This window comes from Parazoarcus communis (assembly GCF_003111645.1).
Taxonomy (GTDB): domain Bacteria; phylum Pseudomonadota; class Gammaproteobacteria; order Burkholderiales; family Rhodocyclaceae; genus Parazoarcus; species Parazoarcus communis_A.
This window is the reverse complement of the sequence record NZ_CP022187.1, coordinates 922479-942029: the sequence shown is the minus strand read 5'-3', so window position 1 is coordinate 942029 and position 19551 is coordinate 922479. Positions and strand designations below refer to the sequence as shown.

15 protein-coding genes are annotated in these 19551 nt (G+C 63.9%); 9 read left to right on the top strand and 6 right to left on the bottom strand.

Annotated elements, in window-relative coordinates:
- Positions 1-10: 10 nt before the first annotated feature.
- Genes CEW83_RS04375 through CEW83_RS04365 form a run of 3 tightly spaced genes read right to left on the bottom strand, consistent with a single transcriptional unit; the run spans position 11 to position 4352 of the window.
- Positions 11-1165 (bottom strand): lipocalin-like domain-containing protein, encoded by a 1155-nt coding sequence (locus tag CEW83_RS04375; RefSeq protein ID WP_108951202.1) that lies wholly within the window; start codon positions 1163-1165, stop codon positions 11-13.
- Positions 1166-1167: 2 nt separating this feature from the next.
- Positions 1168-3675 carry an FtsX-like permease family protein gene (locus CEW83_RS04370; RefSeq protein WP_108948243.1) on the bottom strand — a complete coding sequence of 836 codons (2508 nt, stop codon included), beginning with the start codon at positions 3673-3675 and terminating at the stop codon, positions 1168-1170.
- Positions 3672-4352 carry an ABC transporter ATP-binding protein gene (locus tag CEW83_RS04365; protein ID WP_108948242.1) on the bottom strand — a complete coding sequence of 227 codons (681 nt, stop codon included), beginning with the start codon at positions 4350-4352 and terminating at the stop codon, positions 3672-3674. The genes CEW83_RS04370 and CEW83_RS04365 overlap by 4 nt, the downstream gene beginning before the upstream one ends.
- A 102-nt stretch (positions 4353-4454) precedes the next feature.
- Between CEW83_RS04365 and hpnC the strand changes: the two genes are divergently transcribed.
- Genes hpnC through hpnE form a run of 3 tightly spaced genes read left to right on the top strand, consistent with a single transcriptional unit; the run spans position 4455 to position 7448 of the window.
- Complete coding sequence (gene hpnC / locus CEW83_RS04360; protein WP_108948241.1) at positions 4455-5288, top strand: squalene synthase HpnC; 834 nt, start codon at positions 4455-4457, stop codon at positions 5286-5288.
- Positions 5285-6118, top strand: coding sequence for a presqualene diphosphate synthase HpnD (gene hpnD / locus CEW83_RS04355; RefSeq protein WP_108948240.1), 834 nt, complete (start codon positions 5285-5287; stop codon positions 6116-6118). Before hpnC ends, hpnD begins: the two co-directional genes overlap by 4 nt.
- Position 6119: 1 nt before the next feature.
- A complete protein-coding gene (gene hpnE, locus CEW83_RS04350; RefSeq protein WP_108948239.1) occupies positions 6120-7448 on the top strand; it encodes a hydroxysqualene dehydroxylase HpnE in 1329 nt (442 codons plus the stop codon).
- Positions 7449-7511: 63 nt separating this feature from the next.
- Here hpnE and CEW83_RS04345 read toward each other — a convergent pair whose 3' ends face one another.
- Entirely contained in the window at positions 7512-8237 is a 726-nt protein-coding gene (locus CEW83_RS04345; protein ID WP_108948238.1) for an ABC transporter ATP-binding protein, read from the bottom strand.
- On the opposite strand from CEW83_RS04345, the gene CEW83_RS04340 reads away from it, so the two are divergent.
- Positions 8221-8844 (top strand): arylesterase, encoded by a 624-nt coding sequence (locus CEW83_RS04340; RefSeq protein WP_108951201.1) that lies wholly within the window; start codon positions 8221-8223, stop codon positions 8842-8844. The two genes, CEW83_RS04345 and CEW83_RS04340, sit on opposite strands and share 17 nt — an antisense overlap.
- Positions 8845-8849: 5 nt before the next feature.
- Here CEW83_RS04340 and selD read toward each other — a convergent pair whose 3' ends face one another.
- The gene (gene selD / locus CEW83_RS04335) at positions 8850-9890 is read right to left on the bottom strand and encodes a selenide, water dikinase SelD (RefSeq protein WP_108948237.1); all 1041 of its coding nucleotides are present in this window, start codon (positions 9888-9890) and stop codon (positions 8850-8852) included.
- A 56-nt stretch (positions 9891-9946) separates the two neighbouring features.
- On the opposite strand from selD, the gene mnmH reads away from it, so the two are divergent.
- Positions 9947-10999 carry a tRNA 2-selenouridine(34) synthase MnmH gene (gene mnmH / locus CEW83_RS04330; RefSeq protein WP_108948236.1) on the top strand — a complete coding sequence of 351 codons (1053 nt, stop codon included), beginning with the start codon at positions 9947-9949 and terminating at the stop codon, positions 10997-10999.
- Here the strand turns inward: mnmH and CEW83_RS04325 are convergent, their stop codons facing one another.
- Positions 11000-11581: a class I SAM-dependent methyltransferase gene (locus tag CEW83_RS04325; RefSeq protein ID WP_108948235.1), complete on the bottom strand. Its 582-nt coding sequence runs from the start codon at positions 11579-11581 to the stop codon at positions 11000-11002.
- 171 nt (positions 11582-11752) lie between these two features.
- On the opposite strand from CEW83_RS04325, the gene CEW83_RS04320 reads away from it, so the two are divergent.
- From CEW83_RS04320 to CEW83_RS04305, 4 genes are all read left to right on the top strand, one after another.
- A complete protein-coding gene (locus tag CEW83_RS04320; protein WP_234418989.1) occupies positions 11753-13354 on the top strand; it encodes a sensor histidine kinase in 1602 nt (533 codons plus the stop codon).
- A 201-nt stretch (positions 13355-13555) separates the two neighbouring features.
- On the top strand, positions 13556-16243 hold the full coding sequence (locus tag CEW83_RS04315; protein WP_108948233.1) for a GNAT family N-acetyltransferase: 2688 nt from the start codon (positions 13556-13558) through the stop codon (positions 16241-16243).
- A gap of 5 nt (positions 16244-16248) precedes the next feature.
- Positions 16249-17094 carry a D-hexose-6-phosphate mutarotase gene (locus CEW83_RS04310; RefSeq protein ID WP_108948232.1) on the top strand — a complete coding sequence of 282 codons (846 nt, stop codon included), beginning with the start codon at positions 16249-16251 and terminating at the stop codon, positions 17092-17094.
- Positions 17095-17200: 106 nt separating this feature from the next.
- Complete coding sequence (locus tag CEW83_RS04305) at positions 17201-19540, top strand: Tex family protein (protein WP_108948231.1); 2340 nt, start codon at positions 17201-17203, stop codon at positions 19538-19540.
- Positions 19541-19551 lie beyond the last annotated feature (11 nt).

Below are 19551 nucleotides of genomic sequence, written 5' to 3'. Positions count from 1 at the left end.
AGGTGAGCGCCTACATCTCAAGCCGCTCGGCGTATCCCGTCATCTCAAGGTAGCCCTTGCCGATCTCGCTGGGTTCAGTGTCGCCTTCGAACAGCCGCACTGCGCCTTCCCAGTAAATCGCACCGGTCGAGGCCCGGCTGTCCAGCTCCTGGTCGTCCATCAGCGGAACGATGCGGAAGGTGCGCGCCGGCGCAGCGTCTGTGCCTGCTAGATGGAGCGCCCATTCCACCGGGTACGTGGCGCCCGAGCGCGGCGAACGCCACTCCCGCCCCGGCATGAAACGGACCTCATCGGCCTGGAAAATGCGCAAACTGCCGTCTGTTCCACGCAGCGTAGCCGCACTCCAGACCGGCATGCCGTTCTCGCCCCGCATGCGAAATGCCATCAAGGCGCCACCGTCACGCAGGTTGATGCCGATCCAGTCCCAGCCCTGTGCGCCCGCCGGCATGATCTCGCTCGACCATTCGTGATCGAGCCATGCCGTTCCGATGACACGATGGCTGTCCTGGCCCGCACGCAACGCTCCGCTGACTTTCAGTTGCGGACGGCTGTAGTAATAGCTCGCATGTTTCGGGTCTGGAGCCTTGCGGCTGTAGCCCCCTTGCCCGTTCAGCACCGGTGCTCCATCCGGGCGGAGTTCGAGATCGAAGGCAAACTCGCCTGCACCGACCCGCGCGCGGTACACGCCTTCTGTGTCAGGCGCTTCGGACCACGCCAGCGACCAGTCGCGAATGCGCACGTCCGTATGTGCTTCGCTGGCGCTTGCCAGCGGCGGAAGATGGCGCTCAGCGCGTTCCGCGTGCAGCAAACGCCCCTTTTCCGGGTCTGCGATCGCCGCATGCGCCAGCATTAGCTGGCTGGGACTGAAGCGACTGCGGCTTGCCTCCCCGATGCGCGGCCGCACCCGAAAGAAGGTCAGCTGAAAGCCGCGTTCCGCGCCAGCTTCGTCTTGCAGCCAACCGGTGATGTACCACCATTCGGTTCTGAACTCGGGGTGGGAGCCATGATCGCGCGGAAACACCAGTGTGATTCCGGGGGTGACCGCGGGATATGGAGGGCCGGCGCCGCGCAAGGCACCGGTGTCGTCGGCAGCGTGGCAGGCTGCACCCGATATGCACGCGGCGCTGAACAGCCAGGCCGTGAGCGTGCGCGACCACCCTCGCATCATCACCAGTCCTCCCGCACTGCGAGCACCGCAGACTCGCGCATGGCGCGGTATCCGGCCAGTCGCGCCACGATCGTGGCAAGTGCAACCAGCCCTGCCGAGAACAGAATCAAGCCTGCGTAGGGAACATGAATATCCATGCTCCAGTGAAAACTCTGCCGATTGACCACTTCGATCAGAACCCAGGCAATCCCGCCGCCCGCGATCAGCCCGACCCCGACCCCGACGGCAGCCGTCAGCCCGCCTTCGAGTGCAATCAGCCGCCCGACTTCCGCGCGGGTCATTCCAAGATGCCGGAGCATGCCGAACTCGCCCCTGCGCGCGGTCGACAGCGCCGCAAAGGTGCTGGCAATGCCGAACAAACCGATCATGATTGCCACCGCTTCCATGAGATAGGTCACCAGGAATGTACGATCGAAAATCTCCAGGCTGATCTTGCGAATTTCGCCTGGCAATGCAATCTCGACAAGCTCGTCGCCGAAGGTCTCGCGCAGGGCGAGCGCGACGGCATCCGCTGACGCGCCAGGGGCGAGTCGGATCGCGACGTCATTTACCTTCAGGTCGCCGGACATGCTGCGATATAGCTCGCGATCAATGACGACGGCCCCATTCTGGCGCGCGTAATCACGCCACACGCCAGCCACCCGGAACGCCACCATGCGCCCCGCGATCGGCAATTTGATCGTGGCATCCGGGGCCAGCTGCATCAGATCGGCGACGGCTTCGGAGATCCAGGCTGAAGGCAGGCCCGACTGATCCCCATCCAGACTGCCCGACACCAGCGGCAAGCCCCAGCCGCGACTGATTGAACGTGCGATCAGGGTTACGGGCGGACGACCGTCGATGAGTCTCAACTCGGTTGCGCGCACCGTATCGGTAAACTCGACGCCGGGCGTCTTCTCGACCCGCTCGAGTGCCTTGGCGTCGAAGAAGCCGCTGGCGCCGGCACTCGACGCGCGCAGGTACAGATCTGCGGGCAGCACCGTGCTCAGCCAGTCATCCACCGACACCCGGAACGAACTGACCATGATCGCCATCGACACCGCAAGGGCCACGCTTGCGACAACGCCCGCCCCCGCAACCACTGCCTGCCCGGGCGCCGCTGCAAGGCGCGCGTGGGCGAGGCGCCACACCGCACCACGACCAACGGTCAGTATCCGCATCGCGACCCGTGTCGCCCCCGGCAGCGCGAGTACCGCACACGCCAAAGCCAGTGCAACGGCCAGATATCCGCCGACCGGAATCCCGCTCAACGGTGGCAGAAAGCAGGCCAGTACCCCCAGCCCGAAACACAGCAGTGCGAGCCCGCCACGTGACTTACCGGCCCCGAGTACGGCGGCTTCGGCAGCCCCGGCTTTCAGGCCCGATGCGGGCCACATCAACGCCGCATCGCGCGCAGGAACCCATGCACCGGCAATCCCCGCGACAACGCCAAGTGCGACGTAGAAGGCGGTGACGGCGGGCGAGAACTGAAGCGTCGGGCGAATGCCTTCGAAGTAGCCGGCGCCAAGATCGCCGCCGATGAGGCGAAAAGCGAGCCCGGCGAACAGGTGTCCAAGTGCGACACCGGCAAGACCGCCAGCGAATCCGGTGATTGCGCCCTCCAGCAACAGCCCCCGCATCAGGGCTCCGCGGGTCATGCCAAGGGCGCGGAACAGCGCAAACTCGCGCCGACGTCGCACCACCGACAGCCACTGAGTGGAGAACACCAGAAAACCACCAGTGAGCAAGGCGATTGCGGCGAGCATCGTCAGGTTGACGCGATACGCGCGCGAGAGCGCCGCCGCTTCGGTGCCCGAGGCCTCGGGCTGGGCGATGGTGGTACCCGCAGGCAACAGCGGACCCAGACGGGCGATGGCCTGCTCGCGGCCGATACCAGGGGCGAGCTTCAGGTCGACGCGCGTGAGCCGACCGACCTGGCCAAAGGCATCCTGTGCCGCAGCAATATCCATCACACCAAGCACCTGCCCGGTGCCAGCCCCCGGAACCGTGCCTGCGACCCGAAAGCCCACGACTTCGAGCCCCGCCTGCACGCGCAGCACGTTCTCACCTTCGGCGAGTCCTTTCTCCCTCGCCGCGGCACTCAGAAAGACCGTATCGGCTCGCAGGGCCGCAAAGCGCGCATCGCGATCATCCGCCACCGGCATGAGCGCAGGCTGAACCTGTGCGATGCGAAAGAGATCAACCCCCAGGATCCGCAACGTACCCGACCGTCCCGGCAAGCGCGCCTCGACTTCGAGCACCGGGCTCGCTTCCGCCACCTCGGGGCGCTGGGCAAGGTTGAGGTAGAGCTGCTCATCGAAACCGCCCCGCCCGGACCTGACCTGAAGATCGGCTTCACCCGCGAGTTCGCGCATTCCACGCCCGAACTCGTCGAGCGCTGCCTCATGAATCAGCTGCACCGCGAGCCCGAGTGCCACGCCCAGGGCGATGGCGATCAAGGCCAGGGCGGTGGCCAGCCGGCGGCGTCCCAGGCTGGCGGCAAAAAGGCGGATCAAGGCCGGGTTCATTGTGCAGAAGCCATCACCTGCACCAGCCCGTCCTGCCGCAGTTCGAACACCCGGTCGGCGCGCTGTGCCGCTGCACGTGAATGCGTGACCAGTACGCCGGCAGCGCGCCCTTTCCGGATGCTGGTCAGAAGCAGGTCGAGCACATCCATCGCCCGTGCCGGGTCCAGGTTGCCGGTCGGTTCATCAGCAAGCACCACGGCCGGCTGGTGCACCAGGGCCCGCGCGATGGCGACGCGCTGCAGTTCGCCGCCGGAGAGATTTGCCGGCCAGTCGCCCGCCCGCTTGCCGAGGCCCACACGCTCCAGCATGTCCTGCGCACAGCGGTCTGCTTCCGCGCCATGCCGTCCTTGCAGCCACAGCGGCACCGCCACGTTTTGCAGCAAGGTGAGGTGCGGAAGAACGTGAAACGCCTGAAACACGAAGCCGAAACGGTCGCGACGCAAACGGGACAGGGCATCGTCGCCAAGCCCGGCAAGTTCGGTGTCGCCGACGCGGATACTGCCGCTGCTGACAGGCTCGAGACCGGAAATGCAGTTGAGCAGCGTTGATTTTCCGACCCCGGATTCGCCGATGATGGCCACGCATTCACCCGCGGTAACGTCGAGGCTGAGCAGATCGAACAGTTTGCGCGGCGGCACTGTCGCGAGGGTCTTGCAGAGTTTTGCGATTCTGAGCATGGCAACCTGACTGCCGAAGACGTAGAAAGTGCCCGAAGGGCGTCTTCGCTTATACTCCGCCCGCGTCATCCGCGCCAAAATCCGTGCTTCCCGCCTGTTCCGATGCCCGTCGATCACTACGAAAACTTCCCCGTTGCGTCATTTCTGCTGCCGGCTCGTCTGCGCGAACCGGTGGAAGCGATCTATGCCTTCGCGCGCAGCGCGGACGACATCGCCGACGAGGGCGATGCCACCGCGGTGATGCGCCTGGCGCGGCTCAACGATTACCGCAACGCGCTCAACGCAATGGAACGCGGCGAAGCCATCCGCGATGCCACGCTCGCGCCGATGTTCGAACGCCTGGGCCGAGCTGTGCGCGAGTTCGGCTTGCCGGTGCAGTTGCTGCGCGACCTGCTCGACGCATTCAGCCAGGACGTCGGCAAGACGCGCTACGCAGACTTTCCCGAACTGCTCGACTACTGCCGGCGGTCGGCGAATCCAGTCGGGCGGCTGCTGCTGCATCTGTATGACAGGACCGAAGGCGACAACTTTCATCTTTCGGACTGCATTTGCAGCAGCCTGCAGCTGATCAATTTCTGGCAGGATGTCGCGGTCGATTGGCGCAAGACACGCATCTACATTCCGCTGGACGATCTCGCGCGCTTCGGGGTGGATGCGGGCGATATTGATGCTTCACGATGCGATGAACGCTGGCGCGCGCTGCTCGCCTTCGAGGTGAAACGCGCACGCGAGATGATGCTCGAAGGCGCCCCGCTCGCACTGCGACTACCTGGCAGGGTGGGCTGGGAGTTGCGCCTCGTCGTCGCCGGTGGCCTGCGAATTCTGGATTGCATCGAGTCGGCCGGTTACGATGTGTTCCGCCATCGCCCGGTACTGGGCAAGACCGACTGGGTGCGAATCGCCTGGCGCGCCCTGTTTCAAGAGAAAAAACAATGAATCCCCACGATTACTGCCAGGACAAGGCCGCCAAGAGTGGCTCCAGCTTCTACTACAGCTTCATGTTCCTGCCGCCCGAGCGGCGCCGGGCGATCACCGCACTGTATGCATTCTGTCGCGAGGTCGACGACGTGGTCGATGAATGCCACGACGTCTCGCTCGCACACACCAAGCTCGACTGGTGGCGGCATGAGATCGGACGCGTGTTTGGCGGGACGCCGACGCACCCGGTCGGTCACGCGCTTCAGGACGTCAGCGCTCAATTCAGCCTGCCGCAGGAACAACTGCTCGAGATCATCGACGGCATGGAGATGGACCTGCAGCAGACCCGTTATCTCGATTTCAAGGGCCTGCAGCTCTACTGTTATCGCGTGGCCAGCGTCGTCGGCCTGCTCGCGGCCGAGATTTTCGGCTACACCGATCGCCAGACGCAGAAGTACGCGCATGACCTCGGCATGGCGTTCCAGCTCACCAACATCATTCGCGATGTCGGTGAGGATGCACGCCGCGGCCGGATCTACCTGCCAATCGAGGACCTGCAGCGCTTCAACGTCCCCGCCAGCGACATTCTCGAAGCCAAGTACTCGGACAAGTTCCGTGAGCTGATGGCGTTTCAGACGGAGCGTGCCGAGCAGTTCTACGATCAGGCCTTCGCCAGCCTGCCGGCGGTCGACCGCAAGAGCCAGCGTCCCGGCCTGGTCATGGCGGCGATTTACCGCACGCTGCTGAAGGAGATCGCCCGCGATGGCTTCCTGGTGCTCGACCGTCGCACCTCGCTGACCCCGGTGCGCAAGGTCTGGCTCGCCGGCTGGACCTGGATGAAGGGTTGAGATGAGCGGCGTTCCTGCTGTCGCGATCATCGGTGCCGGCTATGCGGGTCTCGCCTGTGCGGTCGAGCTGGCACGCCATGGTATTCACGCCACCGTGTTCGAACGCTCGCTCACGCTCGGCGGCAGGGCGCGGGTCGTCCGCAAGGATGGGCGGGAAGTCGACAATGGTCAGCACATCCTGATTGGCGCCTACACCGAGCTGACGCGGCTTCTGCGCCTGACGGGCGGCTCGCCCAAGCAGCTTGAACGCCTGCCCCTCACATTGCATGTTCCGGGCCGCATGAGCCTGAAGGCGGCCCCCCTGCCCGCTCCCTTCCACCTTGCCGTCGGGCTGCTGCTGGCAAAGGGACTTGACTGGCAGGATCGCTTCGCCATGCTGCGGTTGATGCGCTGGCTGCGCAAGGCCGGTTTCCGTGTCGCAGCCGGCATGACGGTAGACGACATGCTCAGGACCACGCGCCAGACCGCAAACCTGTGCGAGCTGGTCTGGGTGCCGCTGTGCGTGGCGGCACTCAATACGCCGAGCGCCGAAGCCTCGGCACAGATCTTTGCGAACGTGTTGCGCGACAGCCTTGCCGCATCGGCCTCCGCCAGCGAATTGCTGATTCCGCGCATCGATCTGTCGGAGCTGTTCCCGGTCGCCGCTGCGCGCTATCTGGCAACCCGAAGGGGCAAGCTGCGTACCGGAAACGGCATTGACGCGATCACACCGAGTGAGAGCGGGTTCTGGCTCAATGGTGATCCGGGCAGCCAGCCCTGGACCCAGGTCGTCATCGCCACCGCGCCTTACCACGCGACCAGTCTGCTCGCATCAACTGGGGCGTGTGACCGCCTGGTGGCGCAGATCGAGGCGCTGCCGCACGAGCCGATCGCAACCGTCTATCTGGCGCTGGGTGAAGGTCAGACCCTGCCGGAGGCCATGATCGGGCTCGCGGACGGTCCCGCCCAGTGGGCCTTCGATCGCGGCCGCTTCGGGGGTGAAGCCGGCCTGCTGGCCTGCGTCATCAGTGCGCACGGTGAGTACGAAGGCTGGTCGCACGACGAGCTGATCCTCGCCGTGCTTGCCCAGCTCGAGCGCGAGCTCGGACGCCGCCTTCCGGCGCCCCGGTGGTCGCAGGTGATCGTGGAGAAACGTGCGACTTTTGCGTGCCGTCCGGATCTTCTCCGTCCCGGCATCCGGACGCCGGTACCCGGTTTGTGGCTTGCGGGCGATTACATCGACTCCGACTACCCGGCAACCCTTGAGTCGGCGGTCCGCTCGGGCGTCGCGTGCGCCGAGGCAATTCGTGCAAGGCTTGCCGGAAAGCCCGCGCACTCGGTGCGCACCTGAGCCCATTTCGTCCGCCGCCGGATGCATGGCGCCTGAGACACGAGGCAGTGATCGCAGACAGGCTCAGCCTGGCGCTGTCTCTTCGGCTTCGACCTCGGCAAGCTCGCCGGCCGTCATGCGCAGAATTCGACCGCAGCGCTGCGCCAGCGACTCGTCATGGGTCACCAGAATCAGCGTTGTACCCGCCTCGCGATTGAGGTTGAACATCAGCTCGATGATTGCCTGACCCGTGGCCGCATCGAGGTTGCCGGTCGGTTCGTCGGCAAGGAGCAATTGGGGACTGGCGGCAAAGGCGCGCGCAAGTGCGACGCGCTGCTGCTCGCCGCCGGAAAGATGCTTGGGGTAATGCGTGATCCGGCTGCCCAGGCCCACGCGCTCCAGCCATTGGGTCGCAATGCCCTCGGCGTCGGTGTTGCCGGCCAGCTCCAGCGGAAGCATCACGTTTTCGAGCGCAGTGAGTGCCGGCAACAGCTGGAAGGACTGGAAAACGAAGCCGACGGACTCCCCGCGCAGCGCGGCCCGCTCATCCTCGTCGAGCTCGAACAGCCTGGTGCCGAGTATTCGCACACTGCCGCTGACGGGAACATCGAGCCCCGCAAGCAATCCGAGCAGTGTGGATTTGCCCGAACCCGACGCGCCGACGATCGCCACCGACTCGCCCGAACCGACCGCGAAACAGATCCTGTTGAGAATATGCAACTCGCCCTTGCCGTCGGCCATCGTTACACTTTTACTCAGATCCTCGACTTCGAGGACCGGACTGGAGACTTGAATGCCGCTGCGATCCATGCTCACCTTCCTGCTTTTTCTGTTTGCCGGTGCCGCTCAGGCAGCAACGATCATGGTGTGGGGGGACAGCCTTTCTGCCGGCTACGGGCTCAAAGCCGAAGAGGCCTGGCCCACCCTGTTGCAGACGCGCCTGGAGTCGGAAGGGTTCCCCCATCGGGTGGTGAATGCCAGTGTTTCCGGTGAAACCTCGGCCGGCGGACGCTCCCGCCTGCCCGCTGCACTGAACACGCACAAGCCCGACGTCGTCATTATCGAGCTTGGCGCCAATGATGGCCTGCGCGGCCTGCCCACGAAGCTGCTGGCTGCGAACCTCGACGCAATGGTTTCGGAGGCGCGCAAGGCCGGCAGCAAGGTGCTGCTTGTAGGCATGCAGATGCCGCCAAACTATGGCCCTGCCTATACGCGCAGCTTTACCGCAGCCTATGCCGAGGTCGCCCGGGCGACAGGTGTGCCCCTCGTGCCTTTCCTGCTTGAGGGCTTTGCGGACCGTCCCGAGTTCTTTCTTTCCGACGGCATACATCCCACTGCAGAGGCCCAGTTTCAAGTGCTCGACACCGTTTGGGCGTCGCTCAAACCGATGCTCGGACAAGCGACCGCGAAACGTTGAGCAGGTCAGGCAACGGTGAGCACAGGCGAGCCTGCGCGCATGTGGCCGATGACGCGAGCTGCATTGCCCTGCGCCGCCTCGATCAGTGCCAGCACCTCATTTGCAAGCGCTGGCGCGCATGAGATCAGCAAGCCGCCCGAGGTCTGCGGATCGGTGACCAGCTTGCGCTGCCACTCGGACGCATCTCCGCGCATCGAAACCGAAGCGCCGTAGCTTGCCCAGTTGCGGGACGACGCGCCGGTTGCGACGCCGTCGCGAACGAGGTGCAGCGCCTCCGGAATCACAGGCAGGCTGTCGAACTCGACCTCGGCCGCAAGCCCTGCCCCGCGACACATCTCGAGCAGGTGGCCTGCAAGCCCAAAGCCGGTCACGTCGGTCATGGCGTGCACGCCATCGAGCTCGGCAAGTTTTGCGCCGACACGGTTCAGCGTCGTGGTCCATCGCAGCATTTCGGCGTAGCCATCCGCACTGAGGATGCCCTTCTTCAGACCGGCCGACAGAATGCCGATCCCGAGCGGCTTGCTAAGGATCAGTGCGTCGCCTTCGCGTGCGCCGGAATTGGTGCGAACCCGCGCGGGGTCGACCACCCCGATCCCGACGAGGCCGTAGATGGGTTCGAGCACGTCGATCGAGTGCCCACCCGCAACGGGAATGCCGGCTTCGCGACACACGGAAGCACCGCCCTCGAGAATGCGACCGATCACCTCACCCGGGAGCTTGTCGAGCGGCATGCCGACAATGGCCAGTGCAAAGATCGGCGTGCCGCCCATCGCATAAACGTCGGACAGGGCGTTGGTGGCCGCAATGCGACCAAAGTCGCGCGGGTCGTCGACGATCGGGGTAAAGAAATCGGTGGTCGCCACCACGGCCTGGCGGTCGTTGAGGCGATACACCGCTGCATCGTCCGCGGTATCGGTACCGACCAGCAAATCGGGCGGGACAAGGCCGGGCGGCATTTGCGACAGCAGTTCAGATAGGACGCCGGGGGCAATTTTGCAGCCACATCCACCGCCGTGGGAGAATTGGGTAAGTTTGATCTGATCCATGACCTGAAGGGAGTACCGGGCAGTCGGCAACATTGCGACCTTGCCCGTAACAATACATGCAGAAAGGCGTCGCGACCGTAGCACAGCTGGAAACCTTTGACGAGATCATCGACGTCCGTACCCCCGCCGAATTTGCCGAGGACCACGTCCCCGGGGCCATCAACCTGCCGGTGCTGGACAACGAACAGCGGATCGTTGTCGGAACCATTTACAAGCAGAAATCAGCCTTCGAAGCCCGTCGCATCGGTGGCGCGATGGTGGCAGAGAACATCGCCCGTCATGTCTCGGGCTACATGCAGGACAAGCCCCGCAACTGGCGCCCTCTCGTCTACTGCTGGCGCGGAGGCCAGCGCAGCGGATCGTTCGTGACCTGGCTGCGCCTGATCGGGTGGGACGCACAACAACTCGCCGGTGGCTACAAGCAGTTCAGGCACCTGGTGATCGAACAGATCGAGACACTGGCACCGCAACTGCAACTGCGCATGATCTGCGGCGCAACCGGAAGCGGGAAAACGCGCATCCTCGAGGCACTTGCCCGGCACGGCGCCCAGGTGCTTGACCTTGAGGACATCGCGGCGCACAAGGGTTCGGTGCTCGGTGCCCTGCCCGACCGACCCCAGCCGACGCAGAAGGGCTTCGAGACCACGCTGTATGACCGCATCCGCAAACTCGATCCGGCGCGGCCCGTGTTTGTCGAGGCCGAAAGCCGCAAGATTGGCCGCACCCATATTCCGGAGCCGCTGATCGGCGCAATGCGCGCCGCACCTTGCATCCGGATCGAGGCAGAACGCGACGCCAGGCTAAGCTTCCTGATCCGTGACTATGCCTATCTGGGCGATGACATCCCCACCCTGCTGCAGAACATCGAACGCCTGAGAAGTCTGCAGAGCAACGAAACGCTGGCGCGTTGGCGGCAGCTTGCCGAAAGCCGCGACTTGCCGACCCTGTTCGGTGAGTTCATCGACCTGCATTACGATCCGCTCTACCGTCGCTCGCAGGGCGGCAACTTTCCCGGCCTGGCCGGTGCCCCCGCGTTCGAGACCCGCGACCTGTCGCCCGCAGGCATCGACCGGCTTGCGCAGCAGATTCTGGCGAAGCTGCCTGCCTGATCAGGGCAGCACCGTTGCAAGCGCTGGACCGCGAACGGCACAGATGCGCTGGATCGCGGCCTGACGGGGGCTGCTCACGACGCCTTGCTCGAAGGCGACGATCTGCCATCCCGCACAGCGCGTCAGAAGCTCGCCTGGCAGCAGCAGGAAATCGGGGCTCGCAGGCCTGCCAAACTGCTCGTTTCCGGCCATGAAGGTTTCGTAGATCAGCACCCCGCCCTCGGGCAGCAGATCGAGCAGGCGTTCGAAGCCGGGCCGGTACAGGTAGTTGCAGACCACGACTGCATCAAAAAACTGGCCGACATAGGGCCAGTTGCTCGATTCGAGGTCAACTTCACGGGTAGAAATGCCTTCCTCTTGCGCGAGACCAGCCAATGCGTCGCGATTGCGGTCAGCCGCTTCGACGCGATAGCCGTGGCGGGCAAGCCACAGGGCGTGACGCCCTCCGCCGCAGGCATAGTCGAGCACATGCCCGCCCGCCGGAATCAGGGCGCTGAAACGGCGCACCCACGGCGACGGGTCTCCGCCGGCGCCATGTCCAGCACAACCGGATGGGTTACGAGACTGGTTGAATTCGGTCATTGTCCGCTCTGTAAGGCATTATCATGAAGGGAGGCAGCAACAGCAGGTCACCTCATTCTACCGACGCACACGCGTTGATGAAGGAGCAGACATGGTTCTGGCACATACCGGACTCACTCACGGCAAGCGGCAGCCCCGCCCGTCTTACACCGGAATGACCGAGGCCGCAGGGTGAACAGCCCCGACTGGCTAAGCATTCTGGCGTTCCCGTCACTTGTGGTGGCGGGCATGCTCACGCTCGGACTGCTGCGCGGCAAGGCCGACAAACGCGCGCGTCCCGATCGGAAGCTGCTGCAAGAACGCAACCGCTTGCGCGAGCTGCTCGAACTCGCCAGCGACTGGCGCTGGGAGACCGACGACGCACACTGCTATACCGATATCAGCGCTGGCTTTGAGAAACAGACCGGCGAGGACCCGCAGCGCCTGATCGGTCGGGCCCCGTGGGAGAGCCCCGCGATTCACGCTACAGAACAGGACTGGACCGAATATCGTCGACGGCTCGATCAGCATGAACGAACCAGTCTGGTCTTCTCGCACAAGACCGAAGACAACCGAATCCATTACTATGAACTTGTCGGGAGCCCCGTCTTCAAAGCAGGGGTTTTCGTCGGCTATCACGGCATCGGGCGCAGTGTGACCTCGCGCGTGAGTGCCGAGCGGGCGCTGAATGAAAGCGAGCAGCGCTACCACGACGTGGTCGAGTCGGTCATCGAGGTGATCTTCCAGACCGATCCTGATGGACGCCTGAGTTTTCTGAACGGCGTATGGCACCGTCTCACCGGACACACGATCGAGCGCAGTCTGGGGCGGCCGTTTACCGATTTTCTGCACCCCGACGACTGCCCGGGCGTCAGGCACATGCTTGCACAGATCATGTCGGGTGAAATTTCGGAATGCACCTGCCAGACGCGATTGCGCACCCGAAAGGGCGAAATCCGCTGGATCGAGGCCTCGGGACGCCCGCTCATCGGCAGCAACGGTGAGATCAGGGGCATTGCCGGGACACTGGACGACATCTCCTCGCGCAAGGTCGCTGAGCTCACCCTGAAAAACGTCAATCAGGAGCTTGAATCGAGGGTTCGGCTCCGCACCGCAGAGATGGAAGCGGCCAATCGCGAGCTCGAAGCGTTTTCCTATTCGGTGTCCCACGATCTGCGCGCCCCGTTGCGGGCGATCGATGGCTTCGCGCGCATTCTCGAAGAAGATCTCAGCGGGCAGCTCACGCCCGCGACGACCAACTATATCGAACGCATCCGCCGTGCCACCCACCGCATGGCGCACCTGATCGATGCACTCATCGAGCTCGCGCGACTGACCCGGCAGTCGGTGCACAAGGAGGCCGTCAATCTGTCCGAACTCGCACTGCAGATCATTGACGAGATCCGCTCTGAGGAACCCGAGCGCAAGGTTGAGTTCGAAGTTACGCGTGAAATGACCGTCAGTGCGGATCGCGTGCTTGTACGCGTGATGCTTGAGAACCTGTTGCGTAATGCGTGGAAGTTCTCGGCCGGCAAGCCGGACGCAAAAATCAGTTTCGGCGTCAGTCTGGAGGGAGAGCGGCGGGTGTTCTGCGTTGAAGACAACGGGGCCGGGTTCGACATGGCTTTTGCGGCAAGTCTTTTCCGCCCTTTCAGTCGTCTGCACAACAGCGCGGAGTTTGCTGGCACCGGAATCGGCCTGGCGACCGTTCAGCGCATCATTCAGCGCCATGGCGGCAGCATACGGGCAGAGGCAGAGCCCGGTCGCGGCGCGCGTTTTTTCTTCACCCTGTGACAAGCGTCAATTTCCGCGCATCGAAGCCGATACACAATGTGCGGCGCGAAACAGATGAACCCTTTTCGCAACCTAGGGTAATCCCTAGGCAGGCTTATTGTGCACTGCAGTATAATTTGCTCATTATCGATGATCCGTCATGGTCAACCGACCTTGAAGGCCTGAGCCGGCGGCGTCATACCCTTACAGGGCAGCCCTTTCATGAATGAAAAACACTATCTTTCCCCGCTTCTCGAGCCCCGCTCGGTAGCCATTATCGGTGCCAGCGAGCGCGAGAATTCGCTCGGCAGCGTGCTCATGCGCAACATGATCGATGCGGGTTTCAAGGGGCGGCTGTTCGCGGTCAATCCGAAGCATGAGAACGTATTCGACCTGATTTGCTACAAATCCGTCGAAGATGTTCCGCAGCGGCTGGACCTTGCAGTCGTGGCCGTCCGCGCCGAGAAGGTCGCGGCCATCATCGACAGCTGCGGCCGTGCCGGGGTGAAGGCAGCCGTCGTGCTGTCATCCGGATTTTCCGAAGCAGGCCCGCGTGGCGCCCTCTACGAACGCCACGTTGTCGAAGCGGCGCGGCGGCACAAGATCCGTCTGCTCGGGCCGAACTGCCTTGGCATCATGCGTCCCGACCTCGGACTCAATGCCACGTTTGCCCATGCGACGGCCAGCAAGGGCAGCATCGGTCTGATCTCGCAGTCGGGCGCGCTGTGTGCGGCCATTCTTGACTGGGCAAAACCGAACAACGTGGGCTTTTCCGCTGTGGTGTCGCTGGGCACTTCAAGCGACATCGATTTCGGCGAGGTGCTCGAGTTCATGATCTCGGATCCGCGTACCGAGAGCATCTTCCTGTACGTCGAAGGTATCCGCGATGCACGCCGATTCATGAGCGCGCTTCGCGGCGCAGCGCGGGTAAAACCGGTGCTGCTGATCAAGGCCGGGCGTCATCCGGACGTGTCGCGCGCCATTCTGTCGCATTCGGGCGCCCCGATAGGCGACGATGCCGTCTTTGACGCCGCACTCCGTCGTGCCGGCGTGATCCGCCTGTACAACCTTGGCCAGCTCTTTGCCGCTGCCAATGCGCTGTTCTCCCATTTCCGGCCGCGCGGCAACCGCCTTGCAATCATTACCAACGGCGGCGGACCGGGTGTGATGGCAGCCGACCGCGCAATGGATATCGACATTCCGCTGAGCGAGTTCTCCGACAGCACGATGGAGAAGCTCAACGCCATCCTTCCGGCAGGCTGGTCGCGCGGCAATCCGATCGACATCCTCGGCGACGCCGACCCCGAGCGCTACAGCAAGACCCTGCAGGCGGTCATCGACGGCCCCAACGTGGATGGCGTGCTGGTAATGCTGACCCCGCAGGCCATGACCAATCCGAGCGAGGTTGCCAGGACCGTCATCGAGATCGAAAAAACCGCGGACAAGCCGGTGGTGACCTGCTGGATGGGCGAAGAACTCGTGGCGGAGTCGCGCCGCATGTTCATCGAGGCCGGCATTCCGACCTTCCGCACGCCGGAGCCCGCGGTGGAGCTGGTCGGCCACATTTCGTCCTACTACCGCAACCAGAAACTGCTGATGCAGGTGCCGGCCTCGCTCTCCCACCTGTCGCCGCCGTCGGTCGAAAGCGCCCGTCTGGTCATCGAAACCGCACTCAGTGAGCGTCGCAAGACCCTCAACGAAATGGAATCCAAGGCCTTGCTCGCCGCGTTCCGGATTCCGATTGCGCAGACCGTCGTGGCGCGCTCGGCGACCGAAGCCATGGTGCTTGCGGAAGAGATTGGTCTGCCGGTGGTGATGAAGATCGACTCCGCATCGGTGATCCACAAGTCCGATGTCGGCGGGGTGCGGCTCAACCTCACCAGTCTCGCCGTCGTGCGTTCGGCCTATCAGGAGATTCTCGAGGCGGTAAAGAAGAGCCAGCCCGACGCCATCATCAACGGTGTCTCGATCGAACCCATGATCCAGAAGCGCAATGGTCGCGAACTGGTGATCGGTGTCCGCCGCGACCCGGTGTTCGGCCCCGTGATCACCTTCGGTGAAGGTGGCAACCAGGTCGAGGCCAACCGCGACATCGCGGTGGCTCTGCCGCCGCTCAACGGCTTCCTGGTGCGCGACATGATCCGCTCCACCCGGATCGCCGTCCGTCTCGGCGAGTTCCGCAACCTCCCCGCCGTCGACATGGATGCGCTGGAGCTGGTGCTGTTGCGCGTCTCTGAAATGGTGTGCGAGTTGCCGTGGATCACCGGCATGGACATCAACCCCCTGATCGTTGATGAAAACGGCGCAGTAGCGGTCGATGCCCGCATCGTTGTGGACAACGTGTCGCCCACCGCCGATCGCTACGACCACATGGCGATTCACCCCTATCCATCGCACCTGATCAGCAAGTGGACAGTGCCGGACGGCACGGTCGTGACCATTCGTCCGATCAAGCCCGAAGATGCCGACCTCGAAGTGGAGTTCGTGCGTAATCTGTCACAGGAAACCAAGTACTACCGCTTCATGAACACGATGCGCGAACTGCCGCCAGCAATGGTGGCGCGACTGACGCAGATCGATTACGACCGCGAAATGGCCTTCCTCGCCACGATGGACGTCGATGGCGTGGAAAAAGAGATCGGCGTGTGTCGCTATGCAGTCAACCCGGACGGCGAATCCTGCGAGTTCGCCGTTGTCGTGGCAGACGACTGGCAGCATCGCGGACTTGCACGCAAGCTCATGGGCGTGTTGATCGAAACCGCACGTAACCGCGGGCTGCTCTACATCAACGGCGTGTTCCTCTCCAACAACGACCGCATGCTCAAGTTCGTCTCCAAGCTCGGCTTCATCCTCACCAACGACCCGGAAGACAACACGGTCAAGGTGGGCGTACTGCCCCTGCAGGACTGAGCCGGATGAGTGCAACGATCGAACAGGTGGAGTTTCAGGGCCTTGCTGCCCTGGCGATGGACGTTTCGGGCGCGCGGGTGGTGGTGAGCCTGCTGGGTGGGCAGGTGCTGTCGTGGACGCCACGTGGCGGCAAGGAGTGGCTCTATCTCAGCGAGCAGGCGGTCTTTGACGGCAGTGTGCCGATTCGGGGTGGCGTACCGGTCTGCTTTCCGCAGTTTGCCGACCAGGGCACGCTTCCGAAGCACGGATTCGTGCGCACCAGGGTGTGGAGCGTCGTCGAGCAGCGCACCGGCGAGGATTTCGCCATTGCGGTGCTGCGTATCGTCGACGATGAAGAAACACGCGCCATCTGGCCGCACGCCTTCGCCCTTGAACTGACGGTAGCAGTGGAAGACAACCGGCTAGACCTCGAACTCTCGGTCGAGAACACCGGCGACGAGGCGTTTTCGTTTACCGGCGCGCTCCATACCTATCTTCGCGTCAGCGAAGTCGAGGAGATCGCACTCGAGGGGCTTTACGGCTTCAGCTATCGCGATACGGCTGCGGGCAACGTCGTCCGTCGTGAAAGCGGTGAGCGGATCATGGTCGACGCGGAAGTCGACCGCATCTACTGCAAGGTGACCCGTCCGCTTCTCGTGCGTGACCACCGCCGCAGTCTCGGCGTGAATACCGAGGGTTTTCCGGATGTTGTGATCTGGAACCCGTGGGAGACACGTTGCGCCGCACTCGCCGACATGCCCAACAGCGGTTTTCGCCGCATGTTATGCACCGAAGCGGCGGTTGCCGATCAGGCGGTCGAGCTTCCGCCGCACCAGCAGTGGTGGGGCAGGCAGACGCTGGTCGCGCTCTGAGGGCAAGGGGCGATTGTCGTCGCCCCCTTGTCCCGCAGCGGCGCTTGCTGCACCATCGCGCCCTTCATGAGAACCATTGCGCCGTGCTCGCCACGGTGACCCTGCCATGCTCCCCCCCATCGAACACCGTATTGCCGATGAACTCGGCGTTCCCGCCAGACAGGTCTTCTCTGCCGTGAAACTGCTTGATGAAGGCGCGACCGTGCCCTTCATCTCGCGGTACCGCAAGGAAGTCACCGGCGGCCTGGACGACACCCAGTTGCGATTGCTGGAAGAGCGGCTGGGGTATTTGCGCGAACTCGAAGACCGCCGATCCACCGTCATCGCGTCGGTCGACGAACAAGGCAAGCTCACCCCCGCACTGCGCGCCGAGCTTGAAAACGCCGATACCAAGCAACGCCTGGAAGATCTCTACCTTCCCTTCAAGCCGAAGCGCCGCACCAAGGCCCAGATTGCGCGCGAAGCCGGCATTGCGCCGCTCGCCGAGGCGCTGCTTGCCGACCCGACACTTACGCCTGAGGTCGAGGCGGCCCGCTATCTGAACCCGGAAGCCGGCTTCGAGGATGCAAAGTCCGTACTGGATGGTGCGCGCCAGATCCTGATGGAGCAGTTCGCCGAGGACGCGACGCTGCTGGGCGAACTGCGCAACTATCTGCACGATTACGGACTCGTCCGCTCCAGCGTGATTGAGGGCAAGGAAACCGAAGGTGCGAAGTTTCGCGACTGGTTCGACTTTCAGGAGCCGATCGCAAACATGCCCTCGCACCGGGCGCTCGCGCTGCTGCGCGGCCGCAATGAGGGCGTGCTTCGCCTCGGTCTGGAGGTTGAGCGCCCCGATCCCGATGCGCCTCACCCCTGCGAAGGCCGCATCGCGGTGCGCTTCGGCATCCGCAATCAGGGCCGGCCGGCGGATCGCTGGCTTGCGGACACGGTACGCTGGACGTGGAGCGTGAAGGTGTCGCTCCATCTCGAACTCGAACTCATGAGCGAGCTGCGCGAACGCGCCGAAGAGGAAGCAACCCGCGTCTTTGCCCGCAACCTCAAGGATCTCCTGCTCGCCGCACCGGCCGGCAGCCGGACCACGATGGGACTCGACCCCGGCATCCGGACCGGGGTGAAGGTCGCCGTTGTCGATGCCACCGGCAAGCTCGTCGACACCGCAACCATCTACCCCTTCGAGCCGCGTCGTGACCGCGAGTCCTCGCTCGCTGCCCTTGCGATGCTGGCGAAGAAGCACGCGGTCGAACTGATCGCCATTGGCAACGGTACCGCTTCACGCGAGACCGACGCGCTGGCGGCGGAACTGATGCAGCGCCACCCCGAGTTCAAGCTCACCAAGGTCATGGTCTCTGAGGCTGGCGCGTCGGTGTATTCGGCGTCGGAACTGGCCGCACGTGAGTTTCCCGATGTCGATGTCAGCCTGCGTGGTGCGGTGTCGATTGCGCGTCGCCTGCAGGATCCGCTGGCCGAACTGGTGAAGATCGATCCGAAGTCGATCGGGGTTGGTCAATATCAGCACGACCTCAACCAGGGCAAGCTCGCCAAGAGCCTGGACGCTGTCGTCGAAGATTGCGTGAATGCCGTCGGGGTGGACGTCAACACCGCATCGGCCCCGCTGCTGGCCCGGATCTCCGGTCTCAACGCGACGCTTGCGGGCAATATCGTTGAATACCGTGACGCCAACGGCCCCTTCCGCAGTCGCAGCGCACTGAAGGACGTGCCGCGACTCGGCCCCAAGACCTTCGAGCAGGCCGCCGGATTTCTGCGCATCCAGACCGGTGACAATCCACTCGATGCGTCCTCGGTGCACCCGGAAGCCTACCCGGTGGTCGAGCGCATTCTGGCGCGCGTCCAGAAAAGCGTTCGCGAGCTGATGGGCAACGGCAGCATGCTGAAGAGCCTCAAACCCGCCGACTTCACCGACGACCGCTTTGGCCTTCCGACCGTACAGGACATCCTTGCCGAGCTCGAGAAACCCGGCCGCGACCCGCGCCCCGAGTTCCGCACAGCCACCTTCCGCGATGGCATCGAAACGCTGAAGGATCTGCAGCCCGGCATGCTGCTCGAAGGCGTGGTGACCAATGTCACGAACTTTGGCGCTTTCGTCGATATCGGTGTGCATCAGGACGGACTGGTGCACATCTCGGCGCTGTCGAACACCTTCGTCAAGGATCCGCACTCGGTGGTCAAGGCGGGTCAGGTGGTGAAAGTGAAGGTGCTCGAGGTCGATGTTGTCCGCAAGCGGATTGCGCTGACCATGCGCCTTGCCGACGAAGTTCAGCCACCGCGCGGCGATGCAGGCAGCGGTCGGCCCGAGCGCCCCCAGGGGCCCCGCGGCAACCCGCAACGCCAGGCGCGCCCGCAGGAAGCACGCCCCAAGCAAGCTGAGCGCAGCGCCGGCAATAATGCGTTTGCCGATGCCTTTGCACGCGCCCGCAAGAAGTGAGCGGATCCTGA